This is a genomic window from Nitrospirota bacterium, assembly GCA_023229435.1.
Classification (GTDB): Bacteria; Nitrospirota; UBA9217; order UBA9217; family UBA9217; genus JALNZF01.
This window is the reverse complement of record JALNZF010000001.1, coordinates 229,804-249,295: the sequence shown is the minus strand read 5'-3', so window position 1 is coordinate 249,295 and position 19,492 is coordinate 229,804. Positions and strand designations below refer to the sequence as shown.

Here is a 19,492-nt window from a genome sequence, read left to right as displayed (position 1 = left end):
ACCTCCATCTCTCTGCATTGACTGGAACTCCGCCTGAATGTCACAGCCCGAGGAAGGAAGCGATGACATTCCTCTGGACCTCTGAGGTCCCCGAATAGATCTTTCCGCCGATGGCGTCGCGAAGGTTCCTTTCAAAATCGAATTCCGTTGAATAGCCATACGCGCCGTGGATCTGTATTGCGTCCAGACTGCTCTGCACATAGCTTTCACTGATGAACAGTTTTGCCATGGCGGACTCCATCTGTGCCCGCTTGCCCTGGGCCTTCATCCAGGCGGCCTGATAGAGGACGAGCCGTGACAGCTCAAGACGGACCTTCATGTCCGCGATCTTGTGCGATATCGACTGATAGTTTCCGATCGGCTTCCCGAATTGCTGCCGCACTTTGGCATATTCGACACATTCGTCCAGCATGCGTTCCATCGCGCCGACGTGGGTGGCAAACAGACAGCTTCGCTCCCAATCCATTTCCGAATTGAATATTGCCGCGCCCGCCCCTTCCTTCCCTAACAGGTTCTTCGCGGGCACTTCACAGTCCCTGAGGATCACCTCTCCGAGCGGGCATGTCTTGAGCCCCATCAATTCTTCCCGTCTACCCAGAGAATATCCCGGGAAGTCCTTTTCCACCAGGAATACGGACATTCCGGCGAATTTTTTGCTCGCGTCCGTTACCGCGAAAACAAGCAGAACGTCCGCTATGGGGGCGTTCGTTATGAATGCCTTGGCGCCGTTCAGGATATATTTGTCTCCGCGTTTTTCAGCCTTGCACTTCAAGCTGAACGCGTCGGAACCTGAATTTGGTTCCGTCATGGCATGCCCGCCTTTTAGTGTTCCCTGAATAAGACCGGGGAGATATTTATCCTTTTGTTCCTCGGTCCCGAATTTCAGAATGGGCATTTCGCAGGTCCAGATCGTGGAATTCAGCGAAAAGAGCAGGCCGCCGTCACTGCACGCGTATCCCAGCCCCTCCATCGCCGCGATGCAGGTTAGAATGTCCAACTCCAGCCCTCCATAGCGCTTCGGAAGGGGCAGGCCCTGGATGCCGAACTGCGCGCACTTTTCCCAGCCGGCCTGGTTAAATTCACTCTTCTTTTCGCGCTCTCTCGCGCCTTCATTGAGCGCGCGTTTGGCGAATTCTATCGCGGACTTTTTGAAATCCAGTTGTTCTTCGGTGAGTGAAAAGTCCATAGAGTTCCTTTAGTGAGAAAAGTGAGTAAAGTGCGCTAAAGTGACTAAAATGCCTAAAGTGGCTAAAGTGACAGGTGCGTTCCTGTTTTTTTCTTCCTAGATGCCAGGCCTGCGAGCACATGGACTATTGCCCATGACGCCAGGTGAGAGGAGACAGACTGCGGGTCCTGTTTGGGATAGACCTCCACATAGTCCAGGCCTGCTATGCCCTCTTCGCCGAGCCGATATAGAGCGGAAAACAGCTCGTGCGGGAACAGTCCGTTGAAATCCGCGGGACCGCCGGGATTGAACGCGGCGTCGATACAGTCGCTGCAGATCGAAACAAAGACATGTTTTGTATTTTTCCGCGCGATGGTAATCGCCTTCTCGATAATGCTGTCCATTCCGTGTTTTCTGATATCCCTGATGTTAAAGATCGTTGCGCCCATTTTTTTCGCGTATGCAAACTGCGACGGAGAGTTTCGCGGCCCCCGGATAGCGAGATGGACTATGCTTTCCTTTCTCACATTTTCCAGCTGGGATATTCGGTGGATCGGGCCGCACCGGGGGAATTCATCTTCTCCGAAATTGGGACTATTGTCAAAATGGGCGTCGAAATGGATGACTCCGATATCACCCCCATGATTGGCGCCGAGGGCCCTGACGATCTCCTGCGTAAAGGAATGGTCCCCTCCCAGCGCGACCGGGATGCTTTGGTTTTTATAGATCGAATCCATTGCCGTAAATACGTTTTTCATGGTCGCGGCGGGATCTCCTGAATTGACCGATATATCACCGATATCGCCGAGCTTCAGATGGTCAAACAGATCGATCTCGTATTCAGGTAGAAATCCGCCATATCGCGCGGAGGCATGCCGGATGGTACGGGGCGCCTGTTCGCAGCTGCTGGACGACCCCCACGTTATGGTCCCCTCCCACGGCACGCCGACGACGATGACATCGTATCCTTTCACCAGCGACCGGACATCAAGTACATCGGCCCCAAGAAAAGACGGGGTATCTCCATATACGACGGGCAGAGATGCCTTTCTATTCGGCACCATCGGCATATCTTTCCTGTTGGCTTGCATATTCAGCTCCTTCTACCGGGAGAAACGCCTTTTATGTGAATTCTGCTCGTACTGTCACGCCCGCGACGTGCTTCATAAAGATAAAGCGATGTACTTTCAGCCGTTTCATTTCCTTCCACTTCACCAGCCGATGGACCCAAAGCGCCGGGATATTATCACCCCAGTAGTATCCATAGGCCCTTGTGAAACCTTTTTTATGGAGTGACCGCAACGCACTGGTTTGCAGAAATGATGCCAGATTATTTCCGCGCTCTTCGGGATTCAAAAACATATCAAAGGTATATGCTTGATCGTTCTCGCACTGCAGTCCAAGCCATTGGCAGTCAGGATGGCGGAGAGCCGTGTTGCTGCTGTCCGGCGCAAAGAACCAGATATCTCCAACGATCGTTTTCCCTTTTGCGATCGCATAACCGCCATATCCTTTTTTGAGATAATGAACTGCCTTGAAATATCTATTTTTAAGGGGATACAGAAGATCATGGTTATTCAGGAGGTCTTTTCGCAATTCAATGATTTCAACGGGCGCCTGTGCCGGATTTTCCTTCATTGCTTCAAGTTCAAGGAGATCTTTCTCAACGACGATGGCAACTCTGTTAAAATAAACGATCTGCCGCAATAATGATGACAAACCCGTGTGCTTGACAGATTCATAAATTTGCAGAAATCGCATGGAAAGCCGGTTGATCACTAGTCTCCCCTGGATGAACCCTTACGTGAATACATGGTCATTTCGTTTTGCTGTTTATCAAGGCCCAGATAGCATCGATGGTTTCGAAATTATCCGGCATCAGTTCATCGTCGGCAATGGTGATCGAGAAGTTCTTTTCCAGATAAGAAACAAGTAGCTGTATCCCCAGAGAATCAATAATGCCGGATTCGATCAGGTTATCCGTATCCCCCAGATCGGAAATCCCTTTGCCCCGAGTAAGGTCCTTTTTAATAAATTCTTTTATCGCTGTTTTGTCTTTCACGCTTTAACTCCTTACTCTTCACGGAAATCTTTTTACGATCGATGGACCGAGTGCACCGGCGACAGGTTCGGGTACCATCCTCCACAGCTTTTCAAAGAGGTCCCTTTTCCAGCCCCGCTTCCGGGTAAAATCCGTTTTCACCGTCGTATTGGGATAATAGTGATAACAATAATCGTATCTCGTACCGCCCCATCCGAGTCGATATATATCGGTCTGATCAGTATTGGGAATTCTTCCTGAATGAAAGATCCTCTTTCCCTCGGTGGTAAATCGAAGAATAAGCTGCCAGTAAAGGCCGTATGCGAACAGAGTGGCTTTATCGGTGGTATCCGGTACACAGGTAAACGGGAATGAGAACCAGTCTCTGAAATCCTTGACCATGGTGGCCGCAACGATATGATTATTGGACCTCAATATGGCAATGGAGGACATTCTATATTCAATCAGGTCTTCGATCCATTTTTGATTGACACAGGGCACACCCTTTTTATGGTGGTAACGCAAGAGTAATTTATAGAAACCGTTTACGTCCCGCGAAGGATATTCAAGCACGAGCTCATGCTTCATTGTTTCTTCGATGTTGTGCCTGTTCTGTTCAGATATCTCTTTCCAAATGTCGGATGAATTTCTTGCTACATTCAGTTGACGATTATAATAGCTGTCATCTATTCTCATGTCCCCCGCTATTCGGATCTTATATTGCTTGAGTGTAATTGGACACCCATTATGTTTCTTCGATATCTCTTTTGCCTTTTCGAAGAGCACCTGTGCAGCCTGTTCATTGTCGGCCAGGATCCCTCCGTTAACCGCGTACGGCGCCGATATCAGCACGTCTTTTCCGGAGGCCGTTGTAAGGTGATAGAGCGGCAGAATACCGCATATTTTCGTATCTTCAACCGCCGCAATCGGATAGAAGTCAAAACTATAATGTCGTCTCAGCAGGGAGCTCCATTCGTAACTCTGACCCGGCACCGAATTGGGGTTGTCATAGATATACTGCTCCCACTCACTTTTTTTTGATTCATCAATAATGACCGTTTTCAATCGTTATTTCCTTTCTGCCGACAGAACCGCCTTGCGTCCGTTTCCGGGATTAACGGCCGGACATTTACAAATTCCGGGTTCAAATTCCAGTGCGGTTTTAATATTTCAGCTTATCGAGATTCCTTTATCACCATCTGATATTTACCCGATATTTGCGGTTCTATCTCACCGACATACTCGAACTGTGTTTTCATGGAAGAATGAAAATTGTTCTTCAGATGCGCTTTCAGGTGTTCTTCGGTTTTTTCGGTATAGGTACTGCCCTTCACAATTCTGATCTTCATGCTTTCGGGACTTTGATAGACGACCTGAAAGCGTTCCACCGCGCCGGCAAGTTTTCTGTCCATGAACGTCCGGCACCAGAAATTAGGCGATATCATGCGCCCGTCCTTCGTGATGAAGACCTCTCCGGTGCGCCCCAGCAGACTGTCGAATACCCTGAGCGTCCGCCCGCACGCGCAATTGCTTTCGGAAATCCGACCAAGATCTCCGGTGCGATATCTGATGAACGGCATCGGCGAATCCTCAAGCGTGGTCACCAGGATCTCGCCTTCCGTTGCCCCGTCATTGGGACCCGCGGTTTCAACATACAGGCTCTCATCATTGATATGGAAGGACCCTTCCGGGCAGATCGCGGCTATGTGTCCCACTTCCCGGGCCCCGTAGATATTTGTGACAGGACATTGAAAGACCTCACGCAGAAGCTCCTTTTCGTGATCATAGAGCGGCGCGGCCCAGGCGATGACGAGTTGAATACGGGGAAGCAGCGCTGCTTTTCCGCTCTTTTGCGCGTAGGAAGCGAGCGCGGTCAAGGCGGAGGTAAAACCCCAGAGGACCTTTGGTTTAAAGGCCGCCAGCCGGTGAAGACTGTCCTCACAGTCCCTGTCCGTGAGGTTGACTCCCGGCAGAACAAGCTGGTTCCAGAGCGCGCTTCTTAATTTCAGCTGTGTGCTCGCGGGGTCATACGCGGTTGAAAGCCTCGCCATGCGCGCCTCACGCGCGCCGGGCCCCACACCATACCAGCTTTTCAACCGCAGCTCCAGCGCCCAGTTGCGGGCCGTCGTGGAACCGTCTTCATAAAAAACCGTGGGGGCGCCTGTTGAACCGCTCGAGGTGTTCCTTACCAGTTTATGCCTGCGGAAAAAGGCGAACGGGATGGGCTCGCCCGGTCCCCGGGTGCGCGCATCAGCCTTCTCGACGGACGACCGCAGCCGTTTGTCCACCATGTCCCGGTGATGGTCGATGACATCCTGTCTGCTAACCGGGGGGATCGCCTTGATATCTTCAAGCGTTTTGATATCACCCGGCGCAAAACCGAGCGTCTTGAACTTCTTTGTGTAGTACGGCACCCACGCATCGACGTGAGTGATCATGCGCCTCATCTTTATCAGCTGGATTTCGCGAGCCTGTTCAACGGAATAATGCTCTGATCCGAGAAAAGCCCGGTGCATCCGGTTGATCCCCCGCCGGTTCATCAGAAGACTGGTGAACGGGAACACGAGCGTGCCTATGAATCTGTCGCGCAGATCTTCAAGACGCATCACGTCAGACCCGTTTGAACCGGAGTTTTGAACGTTGAAATAACCTGAAATAGTTGACATCGGCGATTTCCCTGAATCCCGTTTTCCTGGTCAGGCCCAGATTCGCCTTGTTATCAATGCGGGTGCCGCCGTACATCTTTTTGAATCCCCTTTTGCGCAGTTCTTCGAACACCCGGTAGCGAAGTTCCGTACCCAGCCCCAAGCGCCGGTATGCGCTATGGACCGTGATCTGTTGTGACCATGCTTCGTTCGATTTCAGTTTTCTGTTGTAGTCCAGCAGCAGGAGACATCCTTCCCGGAACGTTACCAGATTGAAGCCGGCCACCGTATCGTTGTCAAGGGCCGCGAGGCATAATCCCTCGGAAGCGATCAGGTCGGCGACCTTGCCCTCCAGCCATTCCGTCATGGCCTCTATCTGGCGAATCAGCCCGACATCATCCCTGGTGATGAGCCTGAATTGTAATGTACTGTCGCCGGACTTTTGGGCCGGGACCGCGGTAAGGTCCACCCGGTAGATCCTGTAGGTGATGTTCCTGTAGAACGGCTTCATGAGATATTGCAGGCTCTTCCGCAGGCTCACCTGAAGCCCGTAGTCCTGATAATTGCGCAGAAACTTCCTGAGCAATTGCCGTGCTCCCGGGGAAGACGCCGTTCGACAGCTTATCGAACTAGTATCGCGATTCAATGTGGCCTTTCCATTGAGGATGAGGCTCAAATCCGAGGTTGCGCAGGCTTCCATATTCAGAAAGACCGTATACCCTGTCTCCCTCAAGGACCCTTATGGCTTCCGGCGTCCCGTCATACACGGGATGAATGTGCGTCCTGTCATCCAGTCCCTTTTTAATAAGAGGTATCTTGTTAATATCAAATCCCATAAGCGTGGCGCCAACAGCGTCGATCGTTACCGCGTTGAACCCCGCAAGCAGCACCCCAGCCTTTACCGGATCAGGCACGAGGGGGCCGTCCTTTTCCCCGCCAACGATGCCGTCGATAAGATAGAACAATTTCCTTTGCGGGGAATCAACTATTTTACCCTCTCTGTCCGCATACATGACCGCCCTGCAGAGATCGAGCAGGGTCCGCCACAGGGTGTCATTGCCATGCCACATTGCCTCAAAGACGTCGTCCTTGAACGGAATGATCTTATGCGTATTCCAGAGGGCTTTTTTTGCGATCGCGCACACAAATTTCACCGGTATGGATGGATTTGTCTGGATGACGTCGTGCAGGTGTGTGACGATCCGTTTTCTGCGCGAAGGATGAATGTACTGGTCGCCGCCCTCCTGCACTGAGCCGGTCATGAAATGAGGAAGGCTGTCCTTGAGCGCCGGGATGCCCATGAAATTCTTGAGCGCGAGAGTTACCCCGGTCCTGCGGTGGGTCTTCAGCTTCGCTATGCTGATCACCGCGTCGCTTTGGAGAAATGATCCGGGGAAGAGGTATTCATGCCTGCCTCCCGAATGGTGCTTGAACATGTTTTTATGCCCGGCAATGGCGATCCGGAGCCTCGTGGGGTCTATGCTGTTGAAATAACTTTCCTTGCCGAGGTCCACGAAGCGATATCCGCGCGGGTCCTGCTCGACTTTTTTCCTGCCCCATCTTCCGTAGAGCCACGTTCGATATGCCTTGTTGATCCTGAGATCGAAACATTCGAATTGGACTTTGGTCCGTTCCGCATACCATTCGAGAAGTTTTCCTATCCTGGAGACGACCATTGCCTTTTGAAAATCACAGTAGTACAACTGAGAATCGCCGATGATTATTCTTCCGTCATTATCAAGCGCCCTGCAGACGTAATCGAGCACCGGCCGCAGCACGGAGGCGTGGACGATCACCGAGAAAACGTCCTTGTTCTGCTCATGCTCATGCGTCACCGTGTTCGCCTTGATGAACACGGTCATGCCGGGCTTGATAAAATCACCAAAAGGATTCCAGTCCTTTGTATTAAAATGCGCCTTGTCGAGGCCGAGCCGGAAAAACGTCTCCCTGACGCCGTTGTAGACCTGATTATTCGGATCCAGTTCCGTCCCGGTATATTCCGGATATCGCGCGGGCGGGTCAAAGGGGAATCTATCCGGATAGCCCTTCTCCTTTTCGATAAATTGAACAGCGACCCTGTCCGCGATGTTCTTCGGGAATTCGATTGAGTTTTTTAATCCGTGCGAGTTATTCATTTTTAGATGAAAACCTAAAATCTTTGTAACTACTCAGATTGGCCGCAAAAGATCGCAAAGAACTCAAAGTAAAAAACACCTGAAACCATGTATTTAAGTTTTTGTTCTCTCTGCGATCCTGGAGCCTGCCCTCGAAATGTCTTGTCGGGGGTTCTATCGCGGCTAACTGATTTTGACCTGAGCAGTTACAAAGTTTTTTGATTTTATAAATCCTTTTCTCTCCAGAACTTCGCTATTTCCTTTGGAAGCGCGTGCCAGTACTGCCCTTCGTACCGTGATCGAATATACTCAAGGAACTCCCGGTAGAGTGTTGCCGGATATTCTTCGAGCCCGCATGTCGTATTGAAATTCATATAGTCAGGATGAGTGATCACAAGGGCCATCCCGCCATTGTGCGCCACCCAGTCCAGCTTTTTTTTCCAGATGTCGATGGTTCTCTCCCGCATGATCACGAAAAGCGCGTGGTCCTGCGGAAGCGTGTAGGGAAGTTCAATATATTCTCGTTCACCGATCTTCCCCTTGACCAGAAAGGGGAAAATCGTTCCCATGCCCTCGGAATGAGGCTCATAGGGGTCCGTATCGAATGTTGAGGCATCGTATTCTATGTTGAGATCATGGAACCAGTCCAGCTTATGAAGCATGGATGGAGCGCGATAGCCCACGGCATGCCATTCCCTGAGATAGTTGTTGATCTTTTCCACCCGCCCTCTGAATACTTCCCTCGAACTGTAGTATTTCCCGTCATGAAGAAGTCCGTGCACGCCAACTTCGAAGTTTCTCTCCTGCAAATGAAAACGCAGATCAGGCGACACCCGGTAGCGCTCAGGCACAAAATTGAAGGAAGAACGGAAACCGAGTTCCTCTTCCAGAAGCATAAGTTCCATGCAGCGATCATGCCCCTTTACCATTTCAACATCGTGGGTCAGCACCAGCGCGAACTTCTTCCCATCCGGCCATCCCTTCCAGTTTAAAGGTTTCTTCGAGGCCCCTTCATCGATGGGCCATACATCCGCGTATTTGATCCTCACTCTTTGCGCGATCAGCCTTCTGATGAGAAGCTGCAGCCGCCGGGGAATGGTTGGTTTAATAAAGTAATAGACTCGTAATATATTTTTCATGGTTTTTTAATTAAGTGCACTAAAGTGACTAAAGTAAATTAAAGTGACTAAAGTGCCTTAAGTACTTAAAGTGAGCTAAAGTTAGAAATTCCATTTTAGGCATTTTAGTTCACTTTGTTGCCGATTGTGGTAAAAATTGCGAGTAATTCGCTGCATTCGTCGTATTCTACTTTGACTTCATCTCGAGTTAGCATGTTTGCATCGATAATAACTTCCAGAAAGTAACTTAAAGTGACTAAAGTGCCTTAAGTACTTAAAGTGAGCTAAAGTTAGAAATTCCATTTTAGGCATTTTATTCACTTTTAACTTTAGACACTTTTAACTTTAGTTCACTTTAGTCACTTTAGTGCACTTTAGGCACTTTTAACTTTAGCTCACTTTAGGCACTTGTTATCTTAGTCACTTTAGTTCACTTTAGTCACTTTAGGCACTTAAAACAGCTCTACCCCATATGCCTGTACAACAGGGACCCCGCGATTTTGAGCAGCGGCATCGGCATATTGCCGAAGATCTGGTTGTGTATCCCCGTCAGTTTCAAGGCGTCCTTCACAAATGCGTTTTGCCGCAGATCGTATTTATAATAATGGATCGGATATTCCCGGGCTCCCCACCCTGTCTTGAACTGACGAAGACCGTTGTTCTGCGGTTCTGTCCTACCGAACTGGAAGCCCGCATATCCTTTGGCGCGATACGATCGTATCGCCTCCCACATAATGAGATTGTTGGCCCTGATGTTCTGGTACGCTTTGTCCGATGCCCCATATTTATAGAAAGCCTGATCGCCAAAATGAAAATAGACGGCGCCGGCGATATATTTACCTTGATGCTTTGCCAGCGCGACAGTTCCAAGCCCTTTTGAAAGAATATGTTCGTGAATTTTTCCAAAAAAGACCGCGGGCTGCGGTGGAAGTCCGTGATCTTTCCGGGTGATGCAGTTCAGCCGGCAAAATTCATTCAGAGCATCCATTGATTCGCTGAACGTTACCTCCACGCCTTCCTTCGTTGCTTTCTTGATGTTTCGTTTTGTGCTGTCCCGAAGATCTCCTAAAATATCATCTTCACTCCGGCGGATATCCAGGACATGACCGAAATAAACAGAAGCGGGAAGATACTGCGCCGGCAGGGCGTTCACGGGCCTCAGTTCGATCGACTTCCACTTTGCCTTCCTTCCCTGCGACAGCAATGCCTCCATAAGATCGGGAAAGAGCCCGTTTTCCGTCATGATCGGCTCGCAATAATCCGTAAACGGGAGCGATACCGCCCGCTTGCCGGTTATCCAGCTGTTGACTTCCATGACGGGGATCAATGCTTTCAAAACTCCATGCATTACCATAGTAAAATACATGGGTGTGTATCCGTACGATTCTGCCAATACTTTTGCCCAGTTTGATGAATGATAGAAAGAGCCCTGCACACTTGTTCTGAGAAGCGTGTTCCAACCTTCTTCGTCAGCGGGATTTATTATCTGTATTTCACTTTGCATTATTCCTGCCGGCGAATATTACAACCGCTTACCTGATCATCTGCCTGACTGTTTTAACGGCCTTTCCAAGCACCCTACGGACAAGAATCCCCGGAATTTCGCCGAGCCATGGACTCCGCGGCACAGCCTTAAGTGTTTTGTAAAGACGCAGACGGCGGAATTTATCATAGATGGCCTTCAGTTGTTCCCGGTCAATGGTCTCCGAAAGAATAGGGCCGCGATATTCTTTTTGAGAACTGAAGTTGATGTTGCTCCAATCCGTGTCATCGGTGATGAGCTTTTTTGCTACTGCATAGTCATAGAGAGGGGTGCCTGGCAGAGGGGTGAGGACATTCACATCGACAAAGTCGACCCGCGATTTCTTTATAAAGTCATATGTCTGCATCATCTCTTCCCGTGTCTCTTCAGGAGCGCCGATGATGAAATCGGCATTCACCTGCATTCCGGCGTCCTTCAGCAGGTTCACCGCATTCCAGTTGTCTTTTACCGTGACGCCGCCTTTGAGAAACTTCAGGGTCTTGTCACATCCGCTTTCAAGCCCCATTTTAACGGAAACAACGTTCATTGCCTTGAGCGATTTGGCCACATCAGGGGTCACAAAGTTTGCGCGGCACCAGCAGCTGAATCTGGCTTTTCGGTGAAAGCCGTTTTCAACGATCAATTCGGAAATACGGCGCAGGCGCGGATGATTTGAAGCAAAATTATCCTCGTTAAATCTGATTATTTTTACTCCGTTCTCGATAAGCTCCCTGACCTCTTCAAGAACATACTCAGGAGACGCATATCGAACGGTCCCCCAGTGGCGGGTGCAGGAGCAAAAAACGCAATTACTGGAACAGCCCCGCGCCGTGTACAAATAGTCACGATTTCCATAACCGACAACAGAGCGTTTTGGATGCGGCATCTGATCCATATCCGGGAGGGGTTGCCTTTTCTCATTTATGGTCAGTTCGCCGTTCTTTCGATAGACGATCCCTTTGACTCCAGCCAGGCGGGCCGGCTGCAATGAACCTGTCTCAAGATAGATCTGCAGGAGTTCAGCGAATGTCTGTTCTCCTTCGCCGATACATCCTGCATCCATATTTTTATCAAGGCAGCCCGGCACGGTAGTGATATGCATGCCCCCGATCACCACCGGCAGCTTATGCTGTTTGGCAATTACCGCTGACTGGACTGCGTTGGGATAATTCTTGGTGACCGTGCTGATCGCTACAAAGTCCGGCTGAAATGCTTTTATTCCCTCTTCTATTCGTCCATTTACAAAGCGGAATTCAAACGCGCCCTCGCCGAATTTATTTTCCGCATATGCGGCGAGACATGCCGGCCAAAGAGGCCGAAGATGGGTTTCTTCCTGAGAATATGGGTCTACAGCGCCTACAAAAAGGATTCTTTTCATCCGGCGTCTCCGCCAGAGGTAGTCACTCCTGCACCTGAACTGATATATTCTCTGATTTGCCGGGCCACCAGTTTCTGCTGCTCTTCCGTCAACCCCGGGAACATGGGCAAAGACAGGATTTCCCGCGCAGCCTTCTCTGTCACGTCCAATTTCCCATAGGTCACCTGTGCGCCGATGTACGCTTTCTGTTGATGCAATGGAACGGGATAATGAAGTCCCGTGGCTATATTTTGCGCGTCGAGAAACGCCTGGAGCTTATCGCGTCGCTGTGTTCGTATCACATAGAGGTGATACACCGCCTTCGACCATTCTCCTTCGTACGGAGGTGTAATACCTGAAATACCTTTCAATAAATCGTTATATTGGGCCGCCGCTTTCTGGCGCGCTTCGGTCCAGGCCGGCAGACGCTTCAACTTGGCTGAGAGGATCCCGGCCTGGATCGCGTCAAGCCTTCCATTGTATCCTTCGATATCATGATAGTACTTCCGGGCCTGGCCATGGTCCCGTATCATTTTGATCGTCTTTGCAACTGCTTCATCGTTCGTCGTGGCAGCGCCCGCCTCGCCGCAGGCCCCAAGGTTTTTCCCGGGATAGAAGCTGAATGCCGCGGCATGACCCATGGATCCGGCAATCCTCCAGCGATTTTCCTTCTTTGAAAAATACTTTGCTCCATGCGCCTGGCACGCATCCTCTACCACCTTGAGGCTGTGCTCACGTGCCGTTTCCATGATGGCGTCCATATCCGCCATTTGGCCGTACAAATGGACGGGAATTATTGCCGCTATCGTCTTGCCGGTTTTATTATGAACCGGCCTCCCTTTCGGCCCCCGGGTGCATTGCGTTTCAATGAATTCCCTGAGTTTTCCAGGATCCATGTTATACGTCCGTTCATCAATATCCACAAAGGCTATTGAAGCACCCGCCTGTGAAATCGCCTCGGTTGTGGCGATAAACGTATTCGGCACGGTTATCACCATGTCTCCCTGCCCTACCCCAAGGGCCATGAGCGCGAATCGCAGTGCATCGGTACCGCTCCCCAGCCCAACGCAGTATGGTATATCGCAGTATGCCGCGAACTCGCGTTCGAAATTTTCAACCATCGGGCCGCCGATAAAACCGGCTGTCTGGAAGGATTTCCGGACGATCGCTACCAACTCCTCCTCCATCTCGCGGTGCGGCGTTATTAAATCGAGGAAAGGGATTTTGCCGTTGGACAAGGGGAACCTCCCGTAAGTGAAGTGACTAAAGTGATAATATATAAGTGACTAAAGTGCGCTAAAGTGACTAAATTGCCTAAAGTAAATTAACGTGACCCCTAAAGTGCGCTAAAGTGACTAAATTGCCTAAAGTGAAAGCGTTTTGGCGATCTTTGTAAAAATAGCGAGTAATTCTCCACATTCGACATATTCTGCATTCACATCTTCCACACGAAGCATGTTTGCATCGACAATGACTTCCAGCCAATATTGCGTTTCGCTGGCTTCACTTTCACAAATTCTGATCTTACTCTTAAAATCCGCCTTGCTTCTGGAACGGTTGGCCTCACGGTAATTAGCGCCAATAGATGTTCCAGATTTAGTGATTTGATTTTTTATGACCTTTGCTTCAGCAGTGTTTGGCAGCTTGGCAGACAAACGAATTATTTTAACAGCAAATTCCCTCGTTCTTTTTTCCAACGCTTTTGCAAACTCTTTATTCTCCATCTTAGTCACTTTAGGTCACTTTTAACTCTGGTCACTTTAGCTCACTTTAGTCACTTTAGCGCACTTTAGGCACTTTTAACTTTGATCCCTTTAGTTCACTTTAGCGCACTTCTCTCACTTACTCTATCTTCCTCACCACCTTCGCCGGATTTCCCGCGACAATGGTGTTCGGCGGAACATCCTTTGTCACCACGCTTCCCGCCCCTACAATGGCGTTCTCGCCGATCGTCACCTTGCTCAAAATGGTCGCCCCTGATCCGACTGTCGCGCCTTTTTTTACCAGCGTCGGTTCCACCCGCCAATCAGCCTCTGTCTGGAGCCCGCCCTTGGTAGTGGTCGCGCGGGGGAAGGTATCATTGATGAACGTCACTCCATGGCCGATGAATACCTCGTCCTCGATGGTCACGCCTTCGCAGATGAACGTGTGGCTCTGGATCTTGCAGTTCTTGCCGATGAACGCATTCTTCTGCACCTCGACAAACGTGCCGATCTTGGTATTGTCATCGATGGTGCACCCGTACAGGTTCACAAAGTTGGCAAGCTTTACGTCCTTCCCGAGCTTTACATCGTCCGCGATAGAGACAAACTTCATAGCATCACCTGTTGTCCGTGCATTTTGAGCGATTTATTGCAGGCCTCAAGCATTTTCACCACCCGCAAGCCCGCATGTCCATCATTGATCGGCGTCTCGCTATTCTCCACGCACTGCACAAAATACTCTGTTTCCATCTTGAGAGCCTCTACCTGCTCTACCCGCGGCGCGTGCATATCGCCGGAGCGATAATTGACGAGCATCTTATAGGTCGCCTCCTTGCTCTTCACTTCCACGCCCTTGTCGTAGATCTTGATCTTTTCGTCCGCCTCAAGGTCGTTCCATACCAGCATTTTTTTCTCGCCGCCGATGCGGGTGGTCCTTACCTTGACCGGGGACAGCCAGTTCAGGTTGAAATGGGCGATCATCTGGTTCTTGAACTGGAGCGTTACATATGCGGTATCCTCCATCTCGCTTACATGCGCCTTGCCGCAGGCCGACACGGCAATGGGCCGCTCCTCGACAAGATAGTCCATGATGGCGAAATCATGGGCCGCGAGGTCCCATATCACGTTCACATCATGCTGGAACAGCCCCAAATTCACCCGGACGGAATCGTAATAGTAGAGGTCCCCCAGTGTTTTCTTTTCAATATGCTGTTTGATCTTTTTTACCGCGCCGGTAAACAGGAAGGTGTGGTCCACCATGATGGTCAGCTTTTTCCGCTCCGCCAGCGCGATCAATTCCTCGGCCTGCGCCGCCGTCGCGGTGAAGGGTTTTTCCACGAACACGTGTTTTCCGTTTTCGAGCGCCCTTTTGGCCAGTTCAAAATGGGTCGACACCGGCGTGATGACGGCCACGGCGTCGATCTCGGTCGAGTTCAGGACGTCGCTGCAGTCATGCGTTACCGTGCTGTTCGGATAGGATTTCCGCGCCCGGTTCAGGGACAGCTGGTTCCCATCGCATATCGTAGCGACCCGTGCCCCCTCAATTCCGCTGAAATTCCGCACGATGTTCGGTCCCCAGTAACCGTATCCTATGATTCCTATGTTGATCATAATCTCCCCCTGATCGATAAATACTGCGCATGGTGCATGGTGAGAAAAGTGCGCTTAAGTGCACTAAAGTGAACTTCTAACTTTAGGCATTTTAGACACTTTATGAATTTTAGGCACTGTTCTTTAGTACGCGCCCTTCCCCGCTATAACGATCCACGTGGTCTTCAGAAGTATCTTCACATCAAACCATATTGACCAGTTTGTCGCGTACTGGAGGTCGATGCGCACCATCTCGTCAAATGTTGTTGAACTTCGCCCGGTGACCTGCCATAACCCGGTGATTCCCGGTTTGACCTCCAGGACGCGGCGCCGGTGCCATGTATCATACTTTTCGAGTTCATACGGAATGGGAGGTCTCGGCCCGACCAGGGACATTTCTCCTTTCAGCACATTGATAAACTGAGGAAGCTCATCCAGACTTGTCTTCCGCAGGATATTCCCGAGAGGAGTCACCCTTTTGTCGTTCGTGATCTTGTACACTTTTTGCTTGACGCCTTTATCGCCGGTTTCGCCTGACACCTTTCCGGCGATCAGGTCCTGGACATATTGTTTGTGAACTTCCTCGTCATTGTCGGCAAACATGCTCCTGAATTTGAGAAAGATGAATTTTTTTCCGTATTGTCCGATCCTCTCCTGCCTGAACAGAACCGGCCCTCGTGAAGTCAGTTTAATACAGAGCGGGATCAACAGGAAAAAGGGAGAATAGATCAGGAGACCGACAATACCGCCGAGAACGTCGATCATCCGTTTCATCTTGAGCGCGTTTTTATGGGACCGTTCTTTTTTGGGGTATTCAGGATAGAACGTGAAGCTTATCGGGCCACCCGGTTTGTTCGGCTTTCCATCCTCGGGAAACCGATGAAAAGATAATTGTATGTCATCGAGTTGTTCGGCCGACAGCCGGGCGGAGAGACTTTCGTTGATCTTTTTCTGTAAAGTTTCCGTTTCAAGGCTGTTCATTTCAGTAAAGATAACGCCCAGAACCATAGGGTTTTTGTACCATCCCTTGATATCGGTATCCCGGGTAAGCACCGACAACGTCTGCATTGCCCACCTGACGGATTCACGCCTGCTCTCCAGATCGAGGATCCTGGTAAATTCCATGGTCATCACCAGAAACGGCCTTCCCGAGCGTTCGCTCCGTCTTCGCTCGAATATAAGAAACTCCAGAAAGAAATCTTCTTCATAGCAGCTGTATTCGTCATCACCGGGCATCTCGGAGCTTTGAGGAAGAATGACCTGCTTTTTCTTACGCGCTGGGATTTTCATTGGTTATTTCCTTAATGCTGAGATTTTATTCCTGTTCAGGGTTCACGGTTCACGGTTTTTTGCGCTTCAACGCGTTCGTTTTTATGGTTTCGCAACATTGAACCGTGAACCTCAAACTTTGAACCTGCTGTAGTAAAATTAAAAAACCTTCCGCAATGACACGGTGACCCGGTTGTTATCGTAGGTATCCGAAGCAGTATCCGGCGAATAGACATTCGTATACCGGTACTCAAGGGCCAGTGTCAGCTTTTCCCTGGCTACATATTCAAACACCACCCCGGTGCGATATGTTTCCAGGGCCGTGCCCGCTTGATTATCGTCCAGCCGCTCCGCTGCGAGATCGAGCGTGAGCTTTGATTTCGCCGTTATGGCATGACCGAGCTTTCCTGTCAGCCGGTACGTCGTGTTTTCCAGGTGTTTGCTTTCCGCATTGCGATATTCCAGGAATCCTCCGGAAACAACCAGGGACAACCGCTCGACATCTTTTCTGACAGTCGCGAGATACCGGTCCTCCCGTCGCAGATTGCGAAGGGGGTCCGGGACAAAACGCAACCCGGTCTCATAGGTTATGGTAACGGTCGGATACCGCTGCGTGAGTATGGCATCCCAGAACAGCTGGGAGCTCCTGCCTTTGCCCGCGTAGTCGAACCAGCTGTTGCCGGCCTTGAACGTGACCGTGGAATTCTCCGCGTACTCATAATTCAGTCCCAGATACAGATCGTCCTGCGTGTAATCCTCAATCGTATTTATATCCAGGGTATGCCTGACGCCGGCGAGCACGGCTGACCGCGGTGACAACTCCTGCGTGGCATCGGCATAGCCGATATGATCTGTCCGGTCTATGGCGAGCGGGTCCTTGTACCAGGTGTCGAGGTAGAAATAACCCGTCGTAACGGACATCTGGGAGAACGGCTTCAGCACAAGATAAGGATGTACGGTAAGAAGATTCCTGTCCGACTGGTTCACAAAATTACTTTCCTGCGTGTAGTCTCTCAAAACATCCAGTGATACTCTCGAGTATTGGTCCTTCACCTCCAAAAAAAGAACATCTGCCATGATCCTGTTCTTGTTCATAAGATCCAGCGTGTAATAGGAGCCATTCCGGACGGTCCTTTTTTCATAGTTGAGATAATTATAATTACCAGCGATAAACCATTCCCATTTGGGCGCCAGATACTCTCCGGAAAGTGAGGGGGCGGTCCTGGTGATGTAATCATCGTACCGGTTCTCCGTTGTCAGAAGAACATTGTCATTATACTCTTCACTCAAGAGTATGCTCGGCTGCACCCGGAATTCAGAACCTTCGACATGGGCGGGAGCGATGATCGACACTGCGCCGAGGATGATCGCCGAGATCCAAATGAGAGATAGTTTAAGGTTCACGGTTCACGGTTACTTCCCATGCATTCGGCAATGCTTCGCCCTCTCAGTTACATACAGCGAACCAAGGGGATTAAATCGGCAAAGCTGTCCTGCCTGACATCGATCAGATGAACGACAAACCAGCATCAGGCCAGTTCAACATCCTCGGCGCTGATCTTCAACCCGACGCTCCTGCCGAGAATATCGATGTTGATAAGGAACATCTGGCGGCCTTCCCGCTTTGCAAGGATACCAACCGTGCCGCGCAACGGGCCCTGTTTCACCCGCACGGCCGTTCCTTCCTTGAATGCCGGGAAAACATCGAGCTGCTCACCGCTCATGAGCATTGCCCTGAGAGATGCGATCTCTTCCGGTGACACGGAAGTCGGCTGCCCGGGCTCCAGCGAAACGAAACTCACGGACCCGCGCGTCTTCAAGACATTCACAAATGCTCCGGGGAGCGGATCAAGGTGAACAAACACATATCCGGGGAAGAGCGGGAAATCCACGGTTTTTTTTCTGTCTTTCCATTGACGCACTCTTGAAACGGATGGGAGAAAGTTCTCGATGTCCTTCCGCCCAAGCTCTTCGGACGTAACAAATTCATGACGCGATCGTACCCGGAGTGCATACCAGTTTTGAGTCATCATCGAATTAAGCGATCGCTCCACGCCCTCCTTGCCGGCGGGCCTGGCTCAACGTTTCTTCTGTTTTTTCCCATGGCGATCGTCATGGTAGTAGTGCTGATAGTGTTCGTAATACTTCCCCCCCAGGCTCGTGGTACTTGCATTGTTATACACCATCCCCAGCACGTTTGCGCCTTTCAGAACCTCGAACATCTGGGTAAGGCCCTGCAGAGAAACACCGCCCTCTTTTACGACAACGAGGACCCCGTCGACAAGCATGCTCATGGCCTGGGTCTCGGCAAACAGAAGGATCGGCGCCGTATCAATAATGATATACCGGTCCTGGTATCGGTGCTTCAGCTCCAGCAGGAACTCCCTCATCCGCTGCGATGAAAGAAGCTCACTGGGGTTCTCCACTTTTTTCCCCGCCGACATAAATGAGAGTTTTTGTATCCCGGTCTTCACCATGGCCTTCCCGGCATCTATCCTGTCTTCAAGACAGTCGGCAAGTCCGACGTGGGACCCCATGCCGAGATACTCATGGAGTGAAGGCCTTCTCAGATCGGCATCGACCAGCAGCACCGTTTGTCCGTATTCCCTGGCCAGCATGATGGCCAGGTTTGCGCTGGTCAGGCTTTTCCCCTCGCCGCTTACCGCGCTGGTCACCATGACCGTATTCCGGAATTCCTCCCTGGTCATCCGCAGAATTACGGTTTTCAATTTTCTATATTCTTCGGCAATGGGTGAGTCAGGATTCCCATTCGTGATGATACAGGGGTTGTTTGGATGCATCGTCATTCCTTTTGGAGAAGTATTTTAGTATCTACTCAGGTCAATATCTTTTAGCCGCGAATGGCCTGTAAAATGAACCGGCCACTTCGAGAAGCCCGCAAGGAACGCAGAGAGCATTAAAACTGAAATACCTGGTTCCTGGTTTTTTCGTTGAGTTCTTGGAGCCT

General features: G+C 50.5%; 19 protein-coding genes. All 19 read right to left on the bottom strand.

Annotated features, from left to right (window positions below):
• Nucleotides 1-40: 40 nt before the first annotated feature.
• Nucleotides 41-1,186, bottom strand: a complete 1,146-nt coding sequence (locus tag M0R70_01040) for an acyl-CoA dehydrogenase family protein (protein MCK9417945.1) — start codon at nt 1,184-1,186, stop codon at nt 41-43.
• Between the two features lie 62 nt (nt 1,187-1,248).
• Nucleotides 1,249-2,256, bottom strand: a complete 1,008-nt coding sequence (locus M0R70_01035; GenBank protein MCK9417944.1) for an agmatinase family protein — start codon at nt 2,254-2,256, stop codon at nt 1,249-1,251.
• Nucleotides 2,257-2,287: 31 nt separating this feature from the next.
• Nucleotides 2,288-2,884, bottom strand: a complete 597-nt coding sequence (locus M0R70_01030; protein ID MCK9417943.1) for a GNAT family N-acetyltransferase — start codon at nt 2,882-2,884, stop codon at nt 2,288-2,290.
• Between the two features lie 97 nt (nt 2,885-2,981).
• Nucleotides 2,982-3,227 carry an acyl carrier protein gene (locus M0R70_01025; protein MCK9417942.1) on the bottom strand — a complete coding sequence of 82 codons (246 nt, stop codon included), beginning with the start codon at nt 3,225-3,227 and terminating at the stop codon, nt 2,982-2,984.
• A gap of 18 nt (nt 3,228-3,245) precedes the next feature.
• Entirely contained in the window at nt 3,246-4,271 is a 1,026-nt protein-coding gene (locus tag M0R70_01020; GenBank protein MCK9417941.1) for a hypothetical protein, read from the bottom strand.
• A 110-nt stretch (nt 4,272-4,381) separates the two neighbouring features.
• A complete protein-coding gene (locus tag M0R70_01015; GenBank protein ID MCK9417940.1) occupies nt 4,382-5,812 on the bottom strand; it encodes a hypothetical protein in 1,431 nt (476 codons plus the stop codon).
• Nucleotides 5,813-5,816: 4 nt separating this feature from the next.
• Nucleotides 5,817-6,437, bottom strand: coding sequence for a GNAT family N-acetyltransferase (locus M0R70_01010; protein ID MCK9417939.1), 621 nt, complete (start codon nt 6,435-6,437; stop codon nt 5,817-5,819).
• A 43-nt stretch (nt 6,438-6,480) separates the two neighbouring features.
• On the bottom strand, nt 6,481-7,986 hold the full coding sequence (locus tag M0R70_01005) for a DUF362 domain-containing protein (protein MCK9417938.1): 1,506 nt from the start codon (nt 7,984-7,986) through the stop codon (nt 6,481-6,483).
• A 203-nt stretch (nt 7,987-8,189) separates the two neighbouring features.
• Nucleotides 8,190-9,104 (bottom strand): hypothetical protein, encoded by a 915-nt coding sequence (locus M0R70_01000; GenBank protein MCK9417937.1) that lies wholly within the window; start codon nt 9,102-9,104, stop codon nt 8,190-8,192.
• A gap of 442 nt (nt 9,105-9,546) precedes the next feature.
• Complete coding sequence (locus M0R70_00995) at nt 9,547-10,449, bottom strand: GNAT family N-acetyltransferase (protein MCK9417936.1); 903 nt, start codon at nt 10,447-10,449, stop codon at nt 9,547-9,549.
• Between the two features lie 166 nt (nt 10,450-10,615).
• Nucleotides 10,616-11,983, bottom strand: a complete 1,368-nt coding sequence (locus tag M0R70_00990; GenBank protein MCK9417935.1) for a B12-binding domain-containing radical SAM protein — start codon at nt 11,981-11,983, stop codon at nt 10,616-10,618.
• A complete protein-coding gene (locus tag M0R70_00985) occupies nt 11,980-13,200 on the bottom strand; it encodes a DegT/DnrJ/EryC1/StrS family aminotransferase (protein MCK9417934.1) in 1,221 nt (406 codons plus the stop codon). The genes M0R70_00990 and M0R70_00985 overlap by 4 nt, the downstream gene beginning before the upstream one ends.
• 126 nt (nt 13,201-13,326) lie before the next feature.
• Entirely contained in the window at nt 13,327-13,686 is a 360-nt protein-coding gene (locus M0R70_00980; protein MCK9417933.1) for a four helix bundle protein, read from the bottom strand.
• 118 nt (nt 13,687-13,804) lie between these two features.
• Complete coding sequence (locus M0R70_00975) at nt 13,805-14,278, bottom strand: N-acetyltransferase (protein ID MCK9417932.1); 474 nt, start codon at nt 14,276-14,278, stop codon at nt 13,805-13,807.
• Entirely contained in the window at nt 14,275-15,276 is a 1,002-nt protein-coding gene (locus tag M0R70_00970; GenBank protein MCK9417931.1) for a Gfo/Idh/MocA family oxidoreductase, read from the bottom strand. Before M0R70_00970 ends, M0R70_00975 begins: the two co-directional genes overlap by 4 nt.
• Before the next feature lie 123 nt (nt 15,277-15,399).
• Nucleotides 15,400-16,545, bottom strand: coding sequence for a sugar transferase (locus M0R70_00965; protein MCK9417930.1), 1,146 nt, complete (start codon nt 16,543-16,545; stop codon nt 15,400-15,402).
• Nucleotides 16,546-16,683: 138 nt separating this feature from the next.
• Complete coding sequence (locus M0R70_00960; protein ID MCK9417929.1) at nt 16,684-17,928, bottom strand: TIGR03016 family PEP-CTERM system-associated outer membrane protein; 1,245 nt, start codon at nt 17,926-17,928, stop codon at nt 16,684-16,686.
• 125 nt (nt 17,929-18,053) lie between these two features.
• Nucleotides 18,054-18,557, bottom strand: coding sequence for a UpxY family transcription antiterminator (locus tag M0R70_00955; protein ID MCK9417928.1), 504 nt, complete (start codon nt 18,555-18,557; stop codon nt 18,054-18,056).
• A gap of 45 nt (nt 18,558-18,602) precedes the next feature.
• Nucleotides 18,603-19,325, bottom strand: coding sequence for an XrtA-associated tyrosine autokinase (locus M0R70_00950; protein ID MCK9417927.1), 723 nt, complete (start codon nt 19,323-19,325; stop codon nt 18,603-18,605).
• Between the last annotated feature and the right edge of the window lie 167 nt (nt 19,326-19,492).

Bases quoted from the DNA above. Each gene is read 5' to 3' on its own strand.
- M0R70_01040 (MCK9417945.1), bottom strand. From the start codon at position 1,186: ATGGACTTTTCACTCACCGAAGAACAACTGGATTTCAAAAAGTCCGCG.
- M0R70_01035 (MCK9417944.1), bottom strand. From the start codon at position 2,256: ATGCAAGCCAACAGGAAAGATATGCCGATGGTGCCGAATAGAAAGGCA.
- M0R70_01015 (MCK9417940.1), bottom strand. From the start codon at position 5,812: ATGCGTCTTGAAGATCTGCGCGACAGATTCATAGGCACGCTCGTGTTC.
- M0R70_01005 (MCK9417938.1), bottom strand. From the start codon at position 7,986: ATGAATAACTCGCACGGATTAAAAAACTCAATCGAATTCCCGAAGAAC.
- M0R70_01000 (MCK9417937.1), bottom strand. From the start codon at position 9,104: ATGAAAAATATATTACGAGTCTATTACTTTATTAAACCAACCATTCCC.
- M0R70_00995 (MCK9417936.1), bottom strand. From the start codon at position 10,449: ATGTATTTTACTATGGTAATGCATGGAGTTTTGAAAGCATTGATCCCC.
- M0R70_00990 (MCK9417935.1), bottom strand. From the start codon at position 11,983: ATGAAAAGAATCCTTTTTGTAGGCGCTGTAGACCCATATTCTCAGGAA.
- M0R70_00980 (MCK9417933.1), bottom strand. From the start codon at position 13,686: ATGGAGAATAAAGAGTTTGCAAAAGCGTTGGAAAAAAGAACGAGGGAA.
- M0R70_00975 (MCK9417932.1), bottom strand. From the start codon at position 14,278: ATGAAGTTTGTCTCTATCGCGGACGATGTAAAGCTCGGGAAGGACGTA.
- M0R70_00970 (MCK9417931.1), bottom strand. From the start codon at position 15,276: ATGATCAACATAGGAATCATAGGATACGGTTACTGGGGACCGAACATC.
- M0R70_00965 (MCK9417930.1), bottom strand. From the start codon at position 16,545: ATGAAAATCCCAGCGCGTAAGAAAAAGCAGGTCATTCTTCCTCAAAGC.
- M0R70_00955 (MCK9417928.1), bottom strand. From the start codon at position 18,557: ATGATGACTCAAAACTGGTATGCACTCCGGGTACGATCGCGTCATGAA.
- M0R70_00950 (MCK9417927.1), bottom strand. From the start codon at position 19,325: ATGCATCCAAACAACCCCTGTATCATCACGAATGGGAATCCTGACTCA.